The organism is Rhodococcus sp. 077-4 (genome assembly GCF_047782425.1).
Lineage (GTDB): Bacteria > Actinomycetota > Actinomycetes > Mycobacteriales > Mycobacteriaceae > Rhodococcoides.
The window spans coordinates 1-18,421 of sequence record NZ_JAJPWC010000005.1 but is presented as its reverse complement, the minus strand read 5'-3'; the positions used below and the strand labels follow the sequence as shown (position 1 = coordinate 18,421).

Genomic DNA, 18,421 nt, shown 5'->3' with positions numbered 1-18,421 from the left:
ATAGCCGATGGTTCGTGGCACCGGTATTACTATCGGTACATGGTCCGCATTCCCCTCACCCCCGGCGAACTCGCCCGCGGTGCCAGGCTCGGTACAGCTCTTCGTCATGCCCGTGGCAGCCGGACAATGGCCGACGTCGCCGGCACAGCCGGCATCTCGGTCGAAACTCTGAGGAAGATCGAGACCGGCCGCATTCCTACTCCTGCGTTCTTCACCGTCGCGGCGCTGTGCAGCGCGTTGGGCATCTCGCTCGACACGCTCGCCGACTCGACGTCCGGTTCCGTTCGCGCACACTCCGAGGCCGACGCGTCCTGACCTCTGTGCCCCCCAACCATGGGTCAGTTGGTCCGGCCAGGCCAGGGTCTAAGTAGGTATATGAGAAAAGGGCCCTGATCATTCGTGAGAACGATCAGGGCCCTTTTCTGTGTACGCCAGGTGGTGTCAGTGCCGCTCGGCACCCACGTGGTACTCGAAGACCAGACCTGCAGCAGAGACGATGACGCACACGACGCCCAGGGCGATCAGCCACGGCTGGAAGAACGCGAAACCGAGGGCAGTGATGGACGCTGCCCCGGCGAGCACGATCGGCCAGAAGCTTCCGGGGCTGAAGAAGCCCAGGTCGCCTGCACCGTCGCTCACCTCGGCGTCGTCGAAGTCCTCGGGACGAGTGTCGAGGCGTCGGGCCACGAAGCGGAAGTACGTACCGACGATCAGTGTCAGACCCACCGACAGGAAGATCGCGGTGACTCCGGCCCACTCCACGCCGGTACGACTCAGACCTGTGAACAACGCGTACACGATGCCGACCAGGAGGAAGAAGACAGTGAGGATCTCGAAGATCTTGGCTTCGATTTTCATATCAGCATGCTTCCTTGGTCAGTTGCCTTCGGCGACATTGGCGGTGCGGACGGTGCGATCGGTCTCGAACGGTGAGGTGCTCGTCGCGAGGGGGCTCTCGCCGATGGCCTCGAGTGCCTGCGCGTTGGTCAGCGCTTCTCCGCCCTCGGACACGGGCTTGCGCAGTTCGATGTACTGCTCGAACTTCTCCGGCGAGACAGCACGAACCTCGAAGTTCATCATCGAGTGGAAGGTGCCGCACATTTCGGTGCACCGACCGACGAAGGAACCTTCGCGTTCGATCTCGCTGATCTGGAAGACGTTGTCCGAGTGGTTCTCCTCGGGGTTCGGGAGTACGTCGCGCTTGAACAGGAACTCCGGCACCCAGAATCCGTGGATGACGTCCGAGGACGCGAGCACGAATTCGATGCGCTTGCCGGTGGGCAGAACCAGGACCGGGATCTCGGCGCTGGATCCGACCGTTTCGATCTTGTTGTAGTGCAGGTAGGAGAGATCCTGAGGAATTGTTCCGTGGATCGGTCCGGGTACGAACTCGCCGTCCTCAATGCCCTCGGCACCTTCGCCGGGCTCGGCAGCGGCCTCGGCTGCGGCCTGCTCTTCTTCGTCGGTGCCCTCGTACTTGGCAGCACCGTCCTTGAGGTCGATGGTCCGATATCCGAACTTCCAGTTCCACTGGTACGCCGTGACATCGACCTGTACGTCGGGGTCGGCTTGCTTTTCGTCGACGTAGTTCTGCACCACGACGGTGAAGTAGAACAAGACGGCGATGATCACGAACGGAACCGCCGTGTAGAACAACTCGAGCGGAACGTTGTACGCCGTCTGGCGGGGGAACTCGGGTGAGCTCTTCTTCTTGCGGTGGAAGAGCACCACCCAGAAGATCAGAACCCACACGATGATGCCCATGACCAGGGCAGCAATGACCGACCACGTCCACAGGTCGCCGATGCGTCGTCCCTGAGGAGTGACGCCCGAGGCGAAACCGAAATTGAGTACGTTGTCGCTGCTGATGGAACAGCCCGACAGCATCAACGCGGCTACACCGAGAAATGCTGTCAGCCCCGCTCGCCGAAGGATCCGACTCTGCGCCACGTTCACGCCTTCCTGATTGCCCACCACTGAAGAATAAGGGCTTCCACATGGAGATGCCCGAGTACTACGCAGCGTAGACCAAAGCCGCCGGAGAACCACCCTTGGGTCGTTACCTACATACGTGCGTGTCTGCGGCATACTCGGATCCTGGTCCACAGTCCCGCTGACGACCCGCGCGGAGACCGAAACCCCTGCATTGTCCCCAACTGCGAGAAGAGGTAGCAGACGCTGTGTGTGGACTGCTCGGAGTACTGACGTCTCACGGAACGACCGCCGCCGGAGTCGAACTGGTGAGTTCGGCCACCCATTGCATGCGACACCGGGGCCCGGACGAGCCCGGCGGCACCTGGCACGACGACGACGTCGTCTACGGCTTCAATCGCTTGTCCTTCATCGACATCGAACATTCCCATCAGCCGATGCGCTGGGGTCCACCCGAGTCGCCCGATCGGTACGCGCTCGTGTTCAACGGCGAGATCTACAACTACCTCGAACTGCGCGCAGAACTGGCCCGCGACCACGGTGCGGTGTTCGCCACCGAAGGTGACAGCGAATCGATCGTCGCCGCGTTCCACTACTGGGGTGCTGCCGCAGTCGAACGGCTCCGCGGCATGTTCGCCTTCGCCATCTGGGACACCGAGACCCGCGAGATGTTCATCGCTCGGGATCCCTTCGGCATCAAGCCTCTCTTCGTGGCCACCGGGCCCGGAGGAACAGCATTCGGCAGCGAGAAGAAGAGTGTTCTCGAGCTGATGGACCTGGTGGGAGTCGGCACCGACCTCGACCCGCGCGCCATCGAGCACTACACCGTGCTGCAGTACGTCCCTGAGCCCGAAACTCTGCACGCCGGCGTTCGGCGGCTCGAATCGGGTTGCTACGCCACCTTGTCCCCCGGTACACCGCCGAAGATCACTCGCTACTTCACGCCGAAGTTTCCGGTCCAGCCCTTCGCCCCGGGGAGCGAGAAGGCTCGGTACCAGGAGATCGCCGAAGCACTCGAGGATTCGGTCGCCAAGCACATGCGCGCCGACGTCACCGTCGGCTCGTTCCTCTCCGGAGGCATCGACTCGACGGCCATCGCAGCGCTGGCGATTCGCCACAATCCCGACTTGATCACGTTCACCACCGGATTCGAGCGCGAGGGCTACTCCGAGGTCGACGTCGCGGCAGAGTCGGCCGCAGCCATCGGTGCTCGCCACATCGTGAAGGTCGTCGGGCCGGAAGAGTTCGCGGCGTCCATCCCCGAGATCGTCTGGTACCTCGACGACCCCGTGGCCGACCCCGCATTGGTGCCGCTGTACTTCGTCGCCAAGGAAGCGCGCAAGCACGTGAAGGTCGTGCTCTCCGGCGAGGGCGCAGACGAGTTGTTCGGCGGGTACACCATCTATCGTGAGCCGCTGTCGTTGAAGCCGTTCGAGTCTCTTCCCGCATTCTTACGTCGTGCGGCCGGCTCGTTGAGCGAGCGGATCCCCGAGGGCACCCGCGGCAAAAGCCTGCTCAACCGTGGATCCATGACCCTCGAAGAGCGGTACTACGGCAACGCCCGCAGTTTCAACGACGCACAATTGCGGTCGGTATTGCGCGAGTTCCGGTCGGAGTGGACTCACCAGGACGTCACCGCGCCGATCTACGCGCAGTCTCGAGGGTGGGATCCGGTGGCCCGCATGCAGCACCTGGACCTGTTCACGTGGCTGCGCGGCGACATTCTGGTCAAGGCCGACAAGATCACCATGGCGAACTCGCTCGAGCTCCGGGTTCCGTTCCTGGACTCCGAGGTCTACAAGGTCGCCGAGAAACTGCCGCTCGAGCAGAAGATCACCAAGAACACCACCAAGTACGCTCTGCGGCAGGCTCTCGAGGGCATCGTTCCCGGCCACGTGCTGCATCGCGCCAAGCTGGGATTCCCTGTGCCACTGCGCCATTGGCTGCGCGGCACCGAACTCTTCGACTGGGCGCACCAGCAGATCGCCGAATCGCAGACCGATCACCTGCTGAACAAGCCCGCCATCGTCGCGATGCTCGACGACCACCGAGCCGGTAAGTCCGATCACAGCCGTCGATTGTGGACCCTGCTGATCTTCATGGTGTGGCACGGCATCTTCGTCGAAAAGCGCATCGTGCCTCAGATCGCCGAACCGGAGTACCCGGTCAACATCTGATCGGTATGCCCGTCTCCCCCGGGATCAATGTGGATTCCAGTGCAAGTCGCTCAGATTGCAACAAAGCCACATTGATCCCGATACCGGAGACCGAACTCACGCCGGCAGCAGTGCGCCGATCTCTTCGCCGGCCTCGGCACCGTAGGCCTCGGTCAGACGCTTGATCGCGTCGTCGCGCTCGAGGTTCCACTCCTGAGTGCCGGTGGTTTCGAGGACCAGGACGGCTACGAGCGAACCGAGCTGCGCTGCGCGTTCGATACTGGCTCCGGCCAGATGCGCCGTGAGGAAGCCCGCCCGGAAGCCGTCGCCGACACCGGTCGGGTCCACCTTGCTGGTCTCGGGCACGACACCGATGTGAGTGTGTTCGCCGCCTTTGGCGACGATGTCGACGCCGCGCTTGCCCAGCGTGGTGACACGCAGGTCCACCTTCGCCGCGATGTCGGCGTCGGACATGCCGGTCTTCTGCTTGAGGAGCGCCCATTCGTACTCGTTGGTGAACAGGTACGCGGCACCGTCGATCAAGTCCGTTGCCTGCGCGGCGTCGAGCCTCGCGAGCTGCTGGGACGGGTCGGCCGCGAACGGCACGCCCGCTGCGCGGCACTGGGCCGTGTGGGCCGTCATCGCGTCGGGGTCGTTGGCACCGATCAGAACCAGGTCGAGAGTGTGCTGCTGCGCCAGTGCGTCGATAGAGATGTCGCGGGCCTCGCTCATCGCTCCGGGGTAAAACGATGCGATCTGCGCCATGTCCTCGTCGGTGGTGCAGACGAAGCGGGCGGTGTGCGCGGTGGCCGAGACGCTCACTCCGCTGCAGTCGACTCCGTGCTCCTCTAGCCAGGTGCGGTATTCGGCGAAGTCCGGACCGACCGCTCCCACGAGCAGGGGTGCACCGCCGAGCACTCCGAGCGCGTACGCGATGTTTCCGCCGACGCCGCCCTTGCGGATGACCAGGTCGTCCACCAGGAAGCTCAGCGAGATGTTCGAGAGCTGGTCGGCGACGATCTGCTCGGCGAACCGTCCGGGAAATCGCATCAGATGGTCGGTCGCTATCGAGCCGGATACCGCGAGAGTCACGAAGGAGGGCCTTTCGATTCGAAATTGTTGGCGAGCTTGGGGGCAGACACGACTGTGACCGATACACGCATGCGTGTATCGGTCACAGTCGCGGACGAGTCAGCTCAGTTGAACGAGTCGCCGCACGCGCACGATCCCGTGGCGTTCGGGTTGTCGATCGTGAAGCCCTGCTTCTCGATCGTGTCCACGAAGTCGATGGATGCACCCTCCACGTAAGGAGCGCTCATCCGGTCGACTGCGAGGGTGACGCCGTTGAAGTCGACCGCGAGGTCGCCGTCGAGGCTTCGGTCGTCGAAGAAGAGCTGGTAGCGCAGTCCTGCGCAACCACCAGGCTGCACGGCGATGCGCAGCGCGAGGTCGTCGCGGCCTTCTTGATCCAGCAACGCCTTGGCCTTGGCCGACGCGGTCTCGGTCATGGTGACCTTGTGCGCCGTGGTCTCGGTTGTTGTGGTCTCATTCGAAACGGTCATGGGCTCTCCCTATCAGTCGTACAAAACCCGTGAACTACTCAACCGTACTCCCGGTGCCTCTATTCCTCACGCTCGCCGCCTCGGTCGAGCAGCAGAATCGACCACGTCGGCCGCGACGCGCGCGGCCAGCAGTTCCAGTTGGTTCGCCGCATCGGACATCGCCAACTCGACCGATCCCGCGAACTCGCTGATCGAGTGAGCGGCCGAGATGCCCGCCGGTGCCAGCTCGTCCTCGGACAACGTGACCTGACCTGCAAGTACTATCGTCTCGATCCCGGACGCGCCGCTCGCTGCCGCAATTCGGGTAACCAACTTGCCCCGCAGCGATTGCGAGTCGAACTTTCCCTCACCCGTCAGCACCAGGTCGACGGAATCCAGCAATTCCTGCTGCCCGGTCCGCTCGGCCACCACGGCTGCGCCCGGCAGTTGCCTGCCGCCGAGCGCGAACAGGGCAGCGCCGAGACCGCCCGCGGCTCCGGCACCCGGCCGATCCGCCACGTCGTGACCGGCGGCGGACAGTACTGCGGCCCAGTCGGTGTTCAGCTCCTCGAGCCGCGCGACCGTCTCTGCGTCGGCACCCTTCTGCGGGCCGAACACTCGAGCTGCCCCGGCGTCGCCCAGCAGCGGATTCTCCACATCCGACGCCGCGACGAGGTCGATATCCGAGAGCCGCGCGACTGCCGATCCGAGACCGCCCAACGCACGGATCATCGCTCGCCCACCGTCGGTGCAGCTACTGCCGCCGAGTCCGACGAACACCGTCCTGGCCCCGCTGCCGAGGGCAGCATCGATCAACTGACCGACGCCGTAGCTGCTCGCCTTCAACGCAGAAAGCGCGGTCGGCGGGCCGTCGAGCAGATGCAATCCGCATGCCTGAGCCGATTCGATGTAGGCCGCCGTGCCGTCGAGCAGCCAGCGCGCTCGAACGTCGGTACCGAGGGGCCCGTCCACGTCGGCGAACTGCACGGTGCCGATGCGCGAGGCCAGAACTTCGACGAACCCCGGGCCGCCGTCGGACTGGGGCGCCAGTTCGAGTTCGTCGTTCTCGCGTACGGAAGCCCATCCCCTGGCGATGGCGGCGGCCGCGGCCGCCGCAGTCAGGGTGTCTCCGAACGAATCCGGCGCAATCATCACTCGCATCGTCGGAAGTCTAGGGCTGCAACGGCGGAACGGCATCCGCTGTTCCGCCGCTGACCTGGCCGGTGTTCGATACCGACGGGGCATCCCATACTCTGAGTGCGTGAAGCTGCTACGCCGTGGAAACTCTGACAATTCGGACGGAAACGACTCGAACCAATCCGAGCCGACGACGTCCGCGAGCGACGCGACCCCGTCGGTGTCTCTGGGCAAGGGCCGGCCGACCCCCAAGCGGCGTGACGCCGAGGCTCGGCGACGCGGTCCGGTGGCTCCCGCTCCCCTGACGAGCAAAGAGGCGCGCGAGCGCCGCAAAGCGAACAAGGGCAGCAAGGAAGACCGCAAAGCAGCCTCCAACGAGCGACGCGCAGCCGCAGCCGAACGTCGCGCGCGCATGCTCGCGGGCGACGACAAGTACTTGCTCCCCCGCGACAAAGGTCCGGTGCGCGCGTACGTCCGCGACATCGTCGACGCGCGGCGCAACCTCGTCGGCCTCTTCATGCCGCTTGCGCTGATCCTGATCTTCGCGTTGTTCCTGCAGCCCCAGGTGCAGCAGTACGTCACCCTCGGAATGTTCGTGATGATGCTGTTCATGGTCGGCGAGGGCGTCTACCTCGGCAAGATGATCAACAACAAGATCCGCGTGCGGTTCCCCGAGACCACCGACGGCGGTTTCAAGATCGGCTGGTACGCCTTCGTGCGGGCATCCCAGATCCGCAAGATGCGCGCGCCCAAGCCACGAGTCAGCGCCGGCGAGGCTGTCTGACGTCGGTGCTCGAACCGACTCGAACCCTCGTGCTCGGCGGTGCCAGATCGGGCAAGTCCGGCCACGCGGAATCGCTTGCCACGGTCGAGCCGGTCCGCTACCTCGCCACCGGCAGACGCGATGCCGACGATGAGGATTGGCAGCGCCGCATCGACAGGCACGTTGCGTCGAGGCCGGCTCACTGGACCACGGTCGAAACCGTCGCATCGCTCTCAGCAGTGATCGCGCAACCGTGGGACGGCACCACCGTCGTCGACGACCTCGGTACGTGGTTGACGGGAATGCTCGACGACGCGAGCGCATGGGAGCTCCCCCGCGGCACGATCGCACCGGCCGTCGACGATCTGGTCGTGGCAGTCGCGGAATGCACATCCACCCTCGTTCTGGTCAGCCCCGAAGTGGGTCTGTCCGTGGTGCCCGAATCCCGTTCCGGTCGTCTGTTCCGAGACGAGTTGGGACTGCTCAATTCTCGCCTCGCCGGTGTCTGTGACAGGGTTCTGCTGGTCGTCGCAGGACTCGCCCTGACCCTCAAGGAACCACCGGCGGACTTCACCACCGCGAAAGGCACAGTGTGACAACTTTTTCGGCAGAAGACTCGCCGTTTCGGCCGGTGACCGCTCCGTCCGAATCGGCCCGATCGGCCGCCGCGAACAGGCAGAGCGAGCTGACCAAGCCGGCCGGTAGCCTCGGTCGCCTCGAGACGCTCGGTGAGTGGATCGCGTCCTGCCAGGATGCCTGCCCACCGCGGTCTCTCGATCGAGTGCGTGTGGTCGTCTTCGCCGGCGATCACGGTGTGGCCGCGCACGGCGTCTCTGCCTACCCGCCCGAGGTCACGGCGCAGATGGTCGAGAACATTCGTGCCGGCGGCGCGGCGGTCAACGTGCTCGCGGACATCGCCGGTGCCACGGTGCGCGTGGTCGATATCGCCGTCGACGCCGATACCGATCCCTCGGTGTCCGCGTTCAAGATTCGACGGTCGAGCGGATCCATCGACCGTGAGGATGCACTCGGCGAGGACGAGGTCCGGGCCGCTGTCGCCGCGGGTGCCGCCATTGCCGACGAGGAGGTCGACGGCGGTGCAGATCTCCTCATCGCGGGCGATATGGGTATCGGAAACACCACTCCCGCAACGGTATTGATCGCTACCCTCACCGATACCGAGCCGGTTGCCGCCGTGGGTCGCGGTACCGGAATAGACGATGCCGGGTGGATCAGGAAGACCGCCGCCATTCGGGATGCGATGCGTCGAGCGCGGCCGGCCGCCAAGAATCCCGTCGATTTGTTACGGGTCGCCGGCGGTGCCGACATCGCGGCTCTGGCCGGCTTTCTCGCGCAGGCCGCACATCGGCGAACCCCGGTGATTCTCGACGGTCTCGTGGTGACCGCGGCCGCCCTGGTGGCCGAGGACGCAGCGGCAGGGGCCCGAAACTGGTGGGTGGCCGGGCATCGTTCGGCCGAGCCTGCCCATTCACTTGCGTTGCGGCACTTGCGCATCGAACCGATCGTGGAGCTGGAGATGCGTCTCGGCGAAGGCTCGGGCGCACTCGCGGCGTTGCCTCTGGTTCGCGCGGGTGTCGGCACCTTGAATTCTATGGCTACGTTTGCGGACGCCGGTGTCAGTACCGGCGACAGCGAAACCCCCGGAAGCAGCGAAGCCCGCGGCACCATCGACGACCACAGCACTAACGAAGACCTCTGACGGTGCGACGGCGGGCCGACGGACTGCTGCTCGCGTTCTCCTGGCTGACGGTGCTCCCCGTGCGCGGGCCGGAGCATGTCGATCGAGCCTCGGCCGGGCGAGCGATTGCGCACGCTCCCCTTGTCGGCCTTGCCCTCGGTGCCGCGTTGTCGGGGCTGCTGTGGCTTTCGATGGCGGCGGGACTGTCACCGGTGCTCTGTGGACTGATCGCCGTCGCCGCTGCGGCATTGCTGACTCGGGGGATGCATCTGGACGGGTTGGCCGACACCGCTGACGGACTGGGCTGTTACGGACCGCCCGAGCGGGCGCGAGAAGTCATGAAGTCCGGCAGTGCGGGTCCGTTCGGAGTTGCGGCCATCGCCCTCGTTCTGGCAGTTCAGGCCGCGAGCCTGGGCCAACTCGCGCAGCAGCAGATGTGGTGGGCAATCGCGGCCGTGCCGGTGATCGGCCGAGTGTCGGTGGTGCTCGCCTGCCGTCGGGGCACGGATGCGTCGTCGCCGAACGGCTTCGGTGCGCTCGTGGCAGGTACCCAGTCCAATCTCGTGCCGACGCTGTGGATCGTTGCCGCAGTAGCGATCTCGGTGTTCACACGAGCCGACCGTCCGTGGCAGGGACCACTGGTCGTCATCATCGTCCTGGCGCTCGCGGCGCTGGCCACTCGGCACTGCGTTCGACGCTTCGGCGGGCTCTCCGGCGATGTGCTCGGGGCCGGAATCGAGACCACTACCGCGCTGGCGGCGGTCGGCCTGCTGCTGCGGAGTTAGCGGAGCGTGGTCATCCAGCCGTGCGTATCGGCGAACGTTCCGCGCTGAATGCCGGTGAGCGTGTCACGCAGGGCGAGCGTGATCTCGCCCGGCTCGCCGCCCGCGATCTCGAACGTTCCCTCCGAGGACTTGACGCTGCCCACCGGGGTGATGACTGCTGCTGTGCCGCAAGCGAACACCTCGGTGATCTCACCCGAGTCGGCTCCCTTGCGCCACTCCTCGGTGGAGATTCGCCGCTCTTCGACGGGAATGCCTGCGTCCGTCGCCAAGGCCAGCAGCGAGTCGCGGGTGATGCCGGGGAGTAGTGATCCGGACAGCGACGGCGTCACCAAACGTGCATCCGAACCCGAGCCGAAGACGAAGAACAGGTTCATCCCGCCCATCTCCTCGACGTAGCGGCGCTCGGTGGCGTCGAGCCAGACCACCTGATCGCAACCCTCGTCGCTGGCCTGCGCCTGTGCGAGAAGTGACGCGGCATAGTTGCCTGCGAACTTGGCGGCACCGGTACCGCCGGGTGCTGCCCGGACGTATTCGGTGGAGAGCCAGACGCTCACGGGCTTGACTCCCCTGGGGAAGTACGCGCCCGCGGGCGAGGCGATCAGCATGTAGCGGTACGAGTCGGCGGGGCGCACGCCCAGCCCTGCTTCGGTGGAGAACATGTACGGCCGGACGTACAGCGCGTCCTCGCCGCCCGCTGCGGGAACCCAGTCGTGGTCGAGTTCGAGAAGCTTCTCGATCGATCCGATGAACAGCTCGTCCGGCAACTCCGGCATTGCAAGACGGCGAGCCGAGGAGCGGAAGCGCTCTGCGTTCGACTGCACTCGGAACGTCGAGAGGTCTCCGTTCGGCTGACGGTAGATCTTGAGGCCCTCGAAGATGGCCTGGCCGTAGTGCAGCACCATCGCGGCGGGGTCGAGCTCGATCGGGCCGTACGGTGCGATCGTCGCATCGTGCCATCCGCCCTCGCGGGTGTAGTCGATGGTCACCATGTGGTCGGTGAAGTGTTTTCCGAAACCGGGTGCAGCGAGCACCGCGTCGCGCTCCGCGGCAGTGGCGGGCGAAGGATGCTGCACGTACGTGAACTCGGAAACACCTGTCATGCCGGAGATCCTATCGTCAACGCCACCACGCTCTCGCGCGGTCACCTGGTCTTCGCTGCGACGAACGGCGGCGCGACCACTTCGCACCGCAACGCTCGCCCACGGACGTCGACCTCGACCTCGGAGCCGACCGCTGGAGCTGCCTCGGCGTCGAGCAGGGCCAGGGCGATACCCACCTTGAGCGACGGCGAGAAAGTTCCGGATGTCGTCGTCCCGATGTCCAGGCCCGACGCCCGCACGGTGAGACCGGGGCGAAGGACACCGCGGTCGAGAGCCTTCAGTCCGCGCAATGTTCGAGCCGGCCCACCAGCCTTCTCCGCGATCAATGCCTCCTTGCCCCAGAACGCGTCCTTCTGCCAGCCGATCGCCCAACCGCACCGAGCCTGCAGAGGCGAGATGTCCAGTGCCAGTTCGTGTCCGTGCAACGGGTACCCCATCTCGGTACGCAAGGTGTCGCGCGCACCCAGCCCGCACACCTGCCCTCCGCGAGAACGCACAGCGGCCATCAGGGCACGGAAGAGCGGTTCCACATCGCCTGCCGGCGGGACGAGTTCGTAGCCGTGCTCGCCGGTGTAACCGGTTCGGCAGACGCGGACCGCCACCGAGTTCCAGGTGGCATCCTCGAACGCCATGTAATCCATGTCGGTCGGCAGGCCCAGCTCCTGCAACACCTCGGCCGATCGCGGACCCTGCACGGCCAGCACCCCGAACTCTCGGTGCTGGTTCACCACCGACACTCCCTGGGGTGCCTGCTCTGCCATCGCAGCGACGACGGCGGCCGTGTTGGCCGCGTTCGGCACCAGAAACACGTCGTCGTCCGAGACGTAGTAGGCGATCAGGTCGTCGACGACACCGCCGGATTCGGTGCAGCACAGGGTGTACTGGGCCTTGCCCGGTTCGATCCGATTGAGATCGTTGGTGAGTACGGAGTTCACGAACGCAGCAGCTCCGGGCCCGGTGACCGACGCCTTACCCAGGTGGCCGACGTCGAACAGGCCGACACTTTCCCGCACCGCCGTGTGCTCGACGACCACGCCGGCGTACGACACCGGCATGGTCCAACCGCCGAAAGGTGCGAATGTCGCGCCCAATTCGGTGTGCACGGCGTGCAGTGGTCCCTCGATCAGCTCGGTGTCCGTCATGGCGGTCACGCTAGCTCACATCGCGGCCGTCGCGTGGCCGGCAGACCGACTGCACCTGATGATGGGTCGTCACTAGGATCGAGGCACGTACACGTCAACCCCTACAGGAGCAGCCACGTGCCTTCACCCTCGACGCCTTCCCGCACTCTCGGACCCGACCTGGTCCTCGCGGGCAAGCTCGGTAAGAAAGTCGACGTTCTCGTCGTCGCGCTGAGTACGAGCGACGACGGCCTCGAACTCGCCATCACCGACGACATTTCCGACGATGCCGTCGCCGCCGAGCTACTCGACGCATTCGAGGCCGTCGGTGCCACCGGCAAGGCCGACGAACTGGTACGCATTCCGGCTCCGGCCGGGCTGTCCGTGGACAGCGTGTTGGCTGTCGGTCTCGGCAGTGCCGCCGACATCGACAGCGAGCGCATCCGCCAATCGGCCGGTACCGCAGCTCGCGCGCTGAAGGGTGTCGACAGTGCCGCGACGACGTTGTCCGCCCTCGATCTCGGTGCGGCCGCAGAGGGCTTCTTTCTCGGCGCATATCAGTTCACCGAGTTCAAATCCGCACTCTCGGCACCGAAATCCGACGGGCTGCCACTCGCCCGCGTCGAGTTGCTCGTTCCCGACACCCGTTCCAAGGACGCCAAGAACGAGCTGGCACGATCGCTCGCCATTGCCGAATCGGTCGCCGTGGCACGCGATTTCGTCAACACCCCGCCGAGCCACCTCTACCCGGAGGAGTTCGCGGCGCAGGCCAAGACCTTGGGTACGGCTGCGGGCCTGAAAGTCGAGATCCTCGACGACAAGACACTGGAGAAGGACGGCTACGGCGGCATTCACGGTGTCGGCAAGGGCTCTTCGCGATTGCCACGACTGGTTCGCCTGACGCACTCGGGCGGTAAGCGGGGTGCGAAGAAGGTGGCCCTGGTGGGCAAGGGAATCACGTTCGACACCGGCGGCATCTCCATCAAACCCGCTGCGGGCATGGAGAACATGACCTCCGACATGGGCGGGGCGGCTGCCGTCATCGCGACGGTGATCCTGGCCGCGAAGGTCGGTCTGCCGCTCGATGTCATTGCGACGGTGCCAATGGCCGAGAACATGCCGTCGGGCACCGCGCAGCGTCCGGGCGATGTGCTGACGCAGTACGGCGGCATCACCGTCGAGGTCATCAACACCGACGCCGAAGGCCGCTTGGTACTGGCCGACGCGATCGTGCGTGCCTGTGAGGACGATCCGGATTACCTCATCGACACCGCGACGCTGACGGGAGCGCAGGTAGTCGCACTCGGCAACCGAACGCCAGGGGTGATGGGCACCGAGGACTTCCGCGATCGCGTTGCAGAGATCTCTCAGGCCATCGGCGAAAATGCCTGGGCGATGCCGTTGCCGAAGGAGATTCGACGCGAACTCGACTCCAAGGTGGCCGATCTGGCCAACGTCACCAACGGCCGGGCCGGCGGAATGCTGGCCGCAGCCCTGTTCTTGAAGGAGTTCGTCGCCGACGGCGTCGAATGGGCACATATCGACGTCGCGGGCCCGGCGTACAACACCGGTGGGCCGTTCGGGTACACCGGCAAGGGCGGCACCGGCGTTCCCGTGCGAACGATGTTCGCGGTCCTCGAGGACATCGCCGAGAACGGCTGATTCTGCTCGTCCGTGCGTGCGGGCCGATGTCCGCGCGCACGGACGGCTTCAGCTGTCGCGTTGCTGTTGTTCGCGCTGCCGAATGATCTTCTGCCGGGCGTCGTAGTCGCGCATTCGCTGCGGATATCGCGTCTTGCGGACGTCGTACACCGGGATCTTCAGATCGGATCCGATCTTTCGTACATATTTTTCATCGAGTGGCCGACGGGTCCACTCGCCGTCGTTCGCGATCAGTACGACGGTCAGCGGGGTGACCGTCGTTTTGGGTTCCACGTACGCCTCGACACCGATTCGTGCAGCGGTCCAATCGGCCAAGTACTGGGCAACCGAGCCTTCAGGGGCCCGTTTCGCGCCTCCGCCGCTCGACTTGAATCGATCGAAAAATCCCACGAGAACTCCCTTTTCGTACGGCCGGCAAAGACCGAGTTCCTGTGCCGGATCTTTGTTACCCGTCAGTTTGCCAAGCGTGTTGCACGCCCTAGGGGAACGGCGAGGCGACAACAATGGAAGGATGACATTAGAGGGTTCAGCTCTCTTGATAGTGAACCGAGTCTCGTGAAGTGAGTGAGTGAGTTGCCGAGAGGGAGTGTCGACGTGGGCGCTGTGTCGAGCCGAACGTGCTCGATCGGTGTCTGGTACACCGGTGCCTCCGTCGAGTCGAATCACGCAACTCTCGTCCATGAACCCTGTTCCGCCAGCACAATGGTCTGCGACCACAAGTCGTAAGAACTACATCACCCGCATACAACTGTCGAGGAGTCAACAGACATGGCCTTCTCCGTCCAGATGCCAGCTCTTGGTGAGAGCGTCACCGAGGGAACTGTCACGAGGTGGCTCAAACAAGAAGGCGACACCGTCGAAGTCGACGAGCCATTGCTCGAAGTCTCCACGGACAAGGTCGATACCGAGATCCCGTCGCCTGCCGCCGGGGTTCTGACCAAGATCGTCGCTCAGGAAGACGACACCGTCGAGATCGGTGGCGAGCTCGCCCAGATCGGTGATGCAGGCGAGGCACCCTCGTCCGATGCACCGGCCGAGGAAGCCGCACCCGCCGAGGAGTCGGCACCCGAGGAAGCTGCCGAGGAGCCCACTCCCGCAGCAGAGCCCGAGCCTCAGGCCGAGGAGGAGGCACCCGCGAAGGGTGCATCGTCCGGTTCCAGCTCCGGTACACCGGTGACGATGCCCGAGTTGGGCGAATCCGTCACCGAGGGCACCGTGACCCGGTGGCTCAAGGCAGTCGGTGACGAGGTTGCCGTCGACGAGCCGCTGCTCGAGGTCTCCACCGACAAGGTCGACACCGAGATCCCGTCGCCGGTCGCCGGAACGTTGCTCGAGATCTCCGCCGAAGAAGACGACACCGTCGCCGTCGGTGGCCAGCTCGCTGTCATCGGGTCCGGATCGCCTGCCGAGAAGGCGCCGGAGCCCGAGGCCACCCCGGAGCCCGAGGCTCCGAAGGCCGAAGAGCCCAAGAAGGAAGAGCCGAAGAAGGAAGCTCCCAAGCAGGAGGCTCCGAAGGCTGAGCCGAAGCCGGCTCCGGAAGCTCCCAAGGCTGCACCCGCGAAGGAATCGGCACCCTCGGGTGACTCCAGCCCGTACGTCACTCCCCTGGTGCGCAAGCTGGCGTCGGACAACGACGTCGACCTCTCGACCGTCAAGGGCACCGGTGTCGGTGGACGCATCCGTAAGCAGGATGTGCTCGCTGCTGCCGAGGCAAAGAAGGCTCCGGCCGCTCCGGCCGCTGCTGCTGCGCCTGCCGCCGCATCGAAGCCCGCTGCTCCGGCCACCGCAGGTGTTCGTCCGGAGCTCGCGCATCTTCGCGGAACCACGCAGAAGATCAACCGTATTCGTCAGATCACCGCGAAGAAGACGCGTGAGTCGCTGCAGACTTCTGCTCAGCTGACGCAGACCTTCGAGGTCGATGTCACGAAGATCGCCGGGCTGCGTACCAAGGCGAAGGCGAAGTTCGCCGAGAACGAGGGCGTCAACCTGACGTACCTGCCGTTCTTCGCGAAAGCCGTTGTGGAGGCGCTCAAGGCCCACCCCAACGTCAACGCGAGCATCAACGAGGACGCCAAGGAGATCACGTACCACGCCGATGTGCACCTCGGTATCGCCGTGGACACCGAGCAGGGTCTGCTCTCCCCCGTCATCCACAACGCAGGCGACCTGTCGCTCGCCGGGCTGGCTCGGGCGATCAACGACATCGCCACCCGCGCCCGCTCGGGTGGACTCAAGCCCGACGAGTTGTCCGGTGGCACGTTCACGATCACCAACATCGGTAGCCAGGGCGCGCTGTTCGACACCCCGATCCTGGTCCCGCCGCAGGCGGCCATGCTGGGCACGGGTGCGATCGTCAAGCGTCCGGTCGTCGTCAAGGACGACTCGGGCAACGAGTCGATCGGTGTTCGCTCGATGTGCTACCTGCCGCTCACCTACGACCACCGCCTGGTGGACGGAGCCGATGCAGGACGCTTCCTGACCACGATCAAGCAGCGTCTCGAAGTGGCATCGTTCGAGGCCGATCTCGGCCTGTAGACAACCGGCGAATCGCGCCTTTCACGTATTGTCGTGGGAGCGCGAAACATTCGCATCGGAGTCTCGAAAAGAGGGGCACGAACCGTGCATCCGGGGCATCATTCGTTCGCGAATGGTGCCCCGTTTGTGTCAAGGAGGCTTTCGTTCACATGCGCGTAGTCATTGCAGGTTCATCAGGATTGATCGGAACAGCTCTCGTCGCGGCCCTGCGGGCCAGAAGCCACGACGTCACCCGGCTCGTACGACGCGCGCCTGCGGGACCGGACGAGTCCCAGTGGGATCCTTCCCGCGGGAGCATCGACGCGGCCACGCTCGACGGTGCCGATGCGATCGTCAACCTCTGCGGCGTCGGTATCGGTGACAAGAGGTGGTCCGGGGCGTACAAGCAGTTGGTACGGGACAGTCGTATCGCCCCGACCGAGGTGCTCGCAGCCGCTGCGGCCGACGCCGGCGTGCCGACCTTGATCAACGCCAGCGGAGTCAATTTCTACGGCGATACCGGCGACCGGGTGGTCGACGAGAGCGCACCCGCCGGAGCCGGATTTCTGGCCGAGGTGTGTCGCGACTGGGAGAATGCGACGTCTGCGGCATCGGCAGGCGGTGTCCGCACGATACTGCTGCGCAGCGGTGTGGTGCTCTCGCAGCGCGGCGGCATGCTCGGCAAGCTCCGCCCCCTGTATCTGTTCGCGCTCGGCGGGCGGCTGGGCAGTGGCCGCCAGTACTTCCCCTGGATCTCGTTGGAGGACGAGATCGGTGCCATCGTGCACGGCATCGAGAACGACTCGCTTCGGGGACCGGTCAACATGGTCGGACCGACGCCCGTGACCAATGCCCAATTCAACAGCGCGATGTCACGCGCGGTCCACCGGCCGGCCCCGTGGGTGGTTCCGGGCTTCGCCCTGAAGGCCGTGATCGGAGAGTTCGCAGAAGAAGCCATTCTGACCGGTCCCAGGGCGATCCCGAAGGCCCTCGAAGACGCCGGGTACTCGTTCGAGCACAACACCGTCGGGGAAGCACTGCGGGTGGCTGTCGGCACCTGACGCGGCGTACCGTTTCGTTTCATGAGTGACGTGAGCGTTTCGTCGGTCTCAGTGTCAGCACGCGCGAGCACCGAGCCCATCGTGGTCCGCGAGTTGGGCACCGTCGAATACACGCAGGCGTGGGGTCTGCAGCGGGAATTGGCCGATGCCCGAGCCGACGGGGTCGGCACCGATACGTTGTTGCTGCTCGAACATCCCTCGGTCTACACCGCCGGGCGGCGAACCTCCGAGGATGACATGCCGAGGGACGGCACCCCGGTTGTCGAGGTGGACCGCGGCGGAAAGATCACCTGGCACGGCCCCGGGCAACTGGTGGGGTATCCCATCGTCAAGCTCGCGCAGCCCATCGACGTCGTCAAATACGTCCGCCGGATCGAGGAGGCGTTGATCTCGGTCGTGTCCGCGTACGGCATCGCCTGCGGCCGAGTGGACGGTAGGTCGGGTGTCTGGCTGGCGGCCGAGCTGCGGGACGGAGTAATGCTGCCCGAACGCAAGATCGCGGCAATCGGGGTCCGTGTTCAGCGCGGAGTGACGCTGCACGGCTTCTCGCTCAACTGCAATGCGGCCATGACCGGATTCGATGCCATCGTGCCGTGTGGCATCGCCGACGCCGGGGTGACGTCGCTGTCGCTCGAACTGGGACGAGAAGTCACGATCGACGACGTCACCGCAGCGGTCAGCGACGCGATTCCGGCGGCCCTCGACGGGTCGATGCCCGTGCAGGAGCACGAGATCGAGCAGCCGTCGGTCACCGGAGCGTCGATCAACCCGCAGTTCACCACGGTTCGGTTCGGCGCGTAGCATCGATTCTGTGACTGTGGCCCCAGAAGGACGCAAGCTGCTCCGCCTCGAGATCCGAAACGCGGAGACCCCCATCGAACGCAAACCCAGCTGGATCAAGACGAAAGCCAAGATGGGCCCGGAATACACCGAGCTCAAAGGCCTTGTGA

Annotated in this window: 18 protein-coding genes and 1 pseudogene; 11 read left to right on the top strand and 8 right to left on the bottom strand. The window is 65.2% G+C overall.

The window, feature by feature from the left end:
• The first annotated feature begins 39 nt into the window (after positions 1-39).
• Positions 40-315, top strand: a complete 276-nt coding sequence (locus ACNEOT_RS22025) for a helix-turn-helix domain-containing protein (protein ID WP_415976744.1) — start codon at positions 40-42, stop codon at positions 313-315.
• A gap of 126 nt (positions 316-441) precedes the next feature.
• On the opposite strand, the gene ACNEOT_RS22020 is transcribed toward ACNEOT_RS22025, so the two are convergent.
• Both ACNEOT_RS22020 and ACNEOT_RS22015 read right to left on the bottom strand, forming a co-directional pair.
• Positions 442-858, bottom strand: a complete 417-nt coding sequence (locus tag ACNEOT_RS22020; protein WP_317804603.1) for a cytochrome c oxidase subunit 4 — start codon at positions 856-858, stop codon at positions 442-444.
• 18 nt (positions 859-876) lie between these two features.
• On the bottom strand, positions 877-1,956 hold the full coding sequence (locus ACNEOT_RS22015; protein ID WP_415976894.1) for a cytochrome c oxidase subunit II: 1,080 nt from the start codon (positions 1,954-1,956) through the stop codon (positions 877-879).
• Positions 1,957-2,180: 224 nt separating this feature from the next.
• Here ACNEOT_RS22015 and asnB point away from each other — a divergent pair, with 224 nt between their 5' ends.
• The gene (gene asnB, locus ACNEOT_RS22010; protein ID WP_415976743.1) at positions 2,181-4,109 is read left to right on the top strand and encodes an asparagine synthase (glutamine-hydrolyzing); all 1,929 of its coding nucleotides are present in this window, start codon (positions 2,181-2,183) and stop codon (positions 4,107-4,109) included.
• 96 nt (positions 4,110-4,205) lie between these two features.
• Here the strand turns inward: asnB and ACNEOT_RS22005 are convergent, their stop codons facing one another.
• From ACNEOT_RS22005 to ACNEOT_RS21995, 3 genes are all read right to left on the bottom strand, one after another.
• The gene (locus ACNEOT_RS22005) at positions 4,206-5,180 is read right to left on the bottom strand and encodes a carbohydrate kinase family protein (RefSeq protein ID WP_415976742.1); all 975 of its coding nucleotides are present in this window, start codon (positions 5,178-5,180) and stop codon (positions 4,206-4,208) included.
• Positions 5,181-5,284: 104 nt separating this feature from the next.
• Positions 5,285-5,650, bottom strand: coding sequence for a HesB/IscA family protein (locus tag ACNEOT_RS22000; RefSeq protein ID WP_094679093.1), 366 nt, complete (start codon positions 5,648-5,650; stop codon positions 5,285-5,287).
• A gap of 66 nt (positions 5,651-5,716) precedes the next feature.
• Complete coding sequence (locus ACNEOT_RS21995; RefSeq protein WP_415976741.1) at positions 5,717-6,790, bottom strand: glycerate kinase; 1,074 nt, start codon at positions 6,788-6,790, stop codon at positions 5,717-5,719.
• 100 nt (positions 6,791-6,890) lie between these two features.
• Between ACNEOT_RS21995 and ACNEOT_RS21990 the strand changes: the two genes are divergently transcribed.
• Genes ACNEOT_RS21990 through ACNEOT_RS21975 form a run of 4 tightly spaced genes read left to right on the top strand, consistent with a single transcriptional unit; the run spans position 6,891 to position 10,013 of the window.
• Complete coding sequence (locus ACNEOT_RS21990) at positions 6,891-7,550, top strand: DUF3043 domain-containing protein (protein ID WP_415976740.1); 660 nt, start codon at positions 6,891-6,893, stop codon at positions 7,548-7,550.
• A 5-nt stretch (positions 7,551-7,555) separates the two neighbouring features.
• Entirely contained in the window at positions 7,556-8,125 is a 570-nt protein-coding gene (gene cobU / locus ACNEOT_RS21985; protein WP_415976739.1) for a bifunctional adenosylcobinamide kinase/adenosylcobinamide-phosphate guanylyltransferase, read from the top strand.
• Positions 8,122-9,249, top strand: coding sequence for a nicotinate-nucleotide--dimethylbenzimidazole phosphoribosyltransferase (cobT, locus tag ACNEOT_RS21980; protein WP_415976738.1), 1,128 nt, complete (start codon positions 8,122-8,124; stop codon positions 9,247-9,249). Before cobU ends, cobT begins: the two co-directional genes overlap by 4 nt.
• 2 nt (positions 9,250-9,251) lie before the next feature.
• Positions 9,252-10,013, top strand: coding sequence for an adenosylcobinamide-GDP ribazoletransferase (locus ACNEOT_RS21975; RefSeq protein ID WP_415976737.1), 762 nt, complete (start codon positions 9,252-9,254; stop codon positions 10,011-10,013).
• Here ACNEOT_RS21975 and ACNEOT_RS21970 read toward each other — a convergent pair.
• Positions 10,010-11,113, bottom strand: a complete 1,104-nt coding sequence (locus tag ACNEOT_RS21970; RefSeq protein WP_415976736.1) for a branched-chain amino acid aminotransferase — start codon at positions 11,111-11,113, stop codon at positions 10,010-10,012. The two genes, ACNEOT_RS21975 and ACNEOT_RS21970, sit on opposite strands and share 4 nt — an antisense overlap.
• Before the next feature lie 41 nt (positions 11,114-11,154).
• Positions 11,155-12,255, bottom strand: a complete 1,101-nt coding sequence (gcvT, locus tag ACNEOT_RS21965) for a glycine cleavage system aminomethyltransferase GcvT (protein ID WP_415976735.1) — start codon at positions 12,253-12,255, stop codon at positions 11,155-11,157.
• 117 nt (positions 12,256-12,372) lie between these two features.
• Between gcvT and ACNEOT_RS21960 the strand changes: the two genes are divergently transcribed.
• Complete coding sequence (locus ACNEOT_RS21960; protein WP_415976734.1) at positions 12,373-13,896, top strand: leucyl aminopeptidase; 1,524 nt, start codon at positions 12,373-12,375, stop codon at positions 13,894-13,896.
• A gap of 48 nt (positions 13,897-13,944) precedes the next feature.
• Here ACNEOT_RS21960 and ACNEOT_RS21955 read toward each other — a convergent pair whose 3' ends face one another.
• Positions 13,945-14,286 (bottom strand): oxidoreductase, encoded by a 342-nt coding sequence (locus ACNEOT_RS21955; protein WP_415976733.1) that lies wholly within the window; start codon positions 14,284-14,286, stop codon positions 13,945-13,947.
• Between the two features lie 378 nt (positions 14,287-14,664).
• On the opposite strand from ACNEOT_RS21955, the gene sucB reads away from it, so the two are divergent.
• From sucB to ACNEOT_RS21935, 4 genes and pseudogenes are all read left to right on the top strand, one after another.
• Positions 14,665-16,431 carry a 2-oxoglutarate dehydrogenase, E2 component, dihydrolipoamide succinyltransferase gene (sucB, locus tag ACNEOT_RS21950; protein ID WP_415976732.1) on the top strand — a complete coding sequence of 589 codons (1,767 nt, stop codon included), beginning with the start codon at positions 14,665-14,667 and terminating at the stop codon, positions 16,429-16,431.
• A gap of 149 nt (positions 16,432-16,580) precedes the next feature.
• Positions 16,581-17,471 (top strand): TIGR01777 family oxidoreductase, encoded by an 891-nt coding sequence (locus ACNEOT_RS21945; protein WP_415976731.1) that lies wholly within the window; start codon positions 16,581-16,583, stop codon positions 17,469-17,471.
• 21 nt (positions 17,472-17,492) lie between these two features.
• Entirely contained in the window at positions 17,493-18,272 is a 780-nt protein-coding gene (gene lipB / locus ACNEOT_RS21940; RefSeq protein WP_415976730.1) for a lipoyl(octanoyl) transferase LipB, read from the top strand.
• Positions 18,273-18,282: 10 nt separating this feature from the next.
• Positions 18,283-18,421 (top strand): annotated as a pseudogene (locus ACNEOT_RS21935) (lipoyl synthase); the annotation flags it as partial.

What these genes read in the sequence shown, in the direction of transcription:
- ACNEOT_RS21945 (WP_415976731.1), top strand. Translation starts at nt 16,581, where the DNA reads ATGCGCGTAGTCATTGCAGGTTCATCAGGATTGATCGGAACAGCTCTC.
- ACNEOT_RS21995 (WP_415976741.1), bottom strand. Translation starts at nt 6,790, where the DNA reads ATGCGAGTGATGATTGCGCCGGATTCGTTCGGAGACACCCTGACTGCG.
- gcvT (WP_415976735.1), bottom strand. Translation starts at nt 12,255, where the DNA reads ATGACGGACACCGAGCTGATCGAGGGACCACTGCACGCCGTGCACACC.
- ACNEOT_RS22000 (WP_094679093.1), bottom strand. Translation starts at nt 5,650, where the DNA reads ATGACCGTTTCGAATGAGACCACAACAACCGAGACCACGGCGCACAAG.
- ACNEOT_RS21970 (WP_415976736.1), bottom strand. Translation starts at nt 11,113, where the DNA reads ATGACAGGTGTTTCCGAGTTCACGTACGTGCAGCATCCTTCGCCCGCC.
- lipB (WP_415976730.1), top strand. Translation starts at nt 17,493, where the DNA reads ATGAGTGACGTGAGCGTTTCGTCGGTCTCAGTGTCAGCACGCGCGAGC.
- ACNEOT_RS22020 (WP_317804603.1), bottom strand. Translation starts at nt 858, where the DNA reads ATGAAAATCGAAGCCAAGATCTTCGAGATCCTCACTGTCTTCTTCCTC.
- ACNEOT_RS22025 (WP_415976744.1), top strand. Translation starts at nt 40, where the DNA reads ATGGTCCGCATTCCCCTCACCCCCGGCGAACTCGCCCGCGGTGCCAGG.
- sucB (WP_415976732.1), top strand. Translation starts at nt 14,665, where the DNA reads ATGGCCTTCTCCGTCCAGATGCCAGCTCTTGGTGAGAGCGTCACCGAG.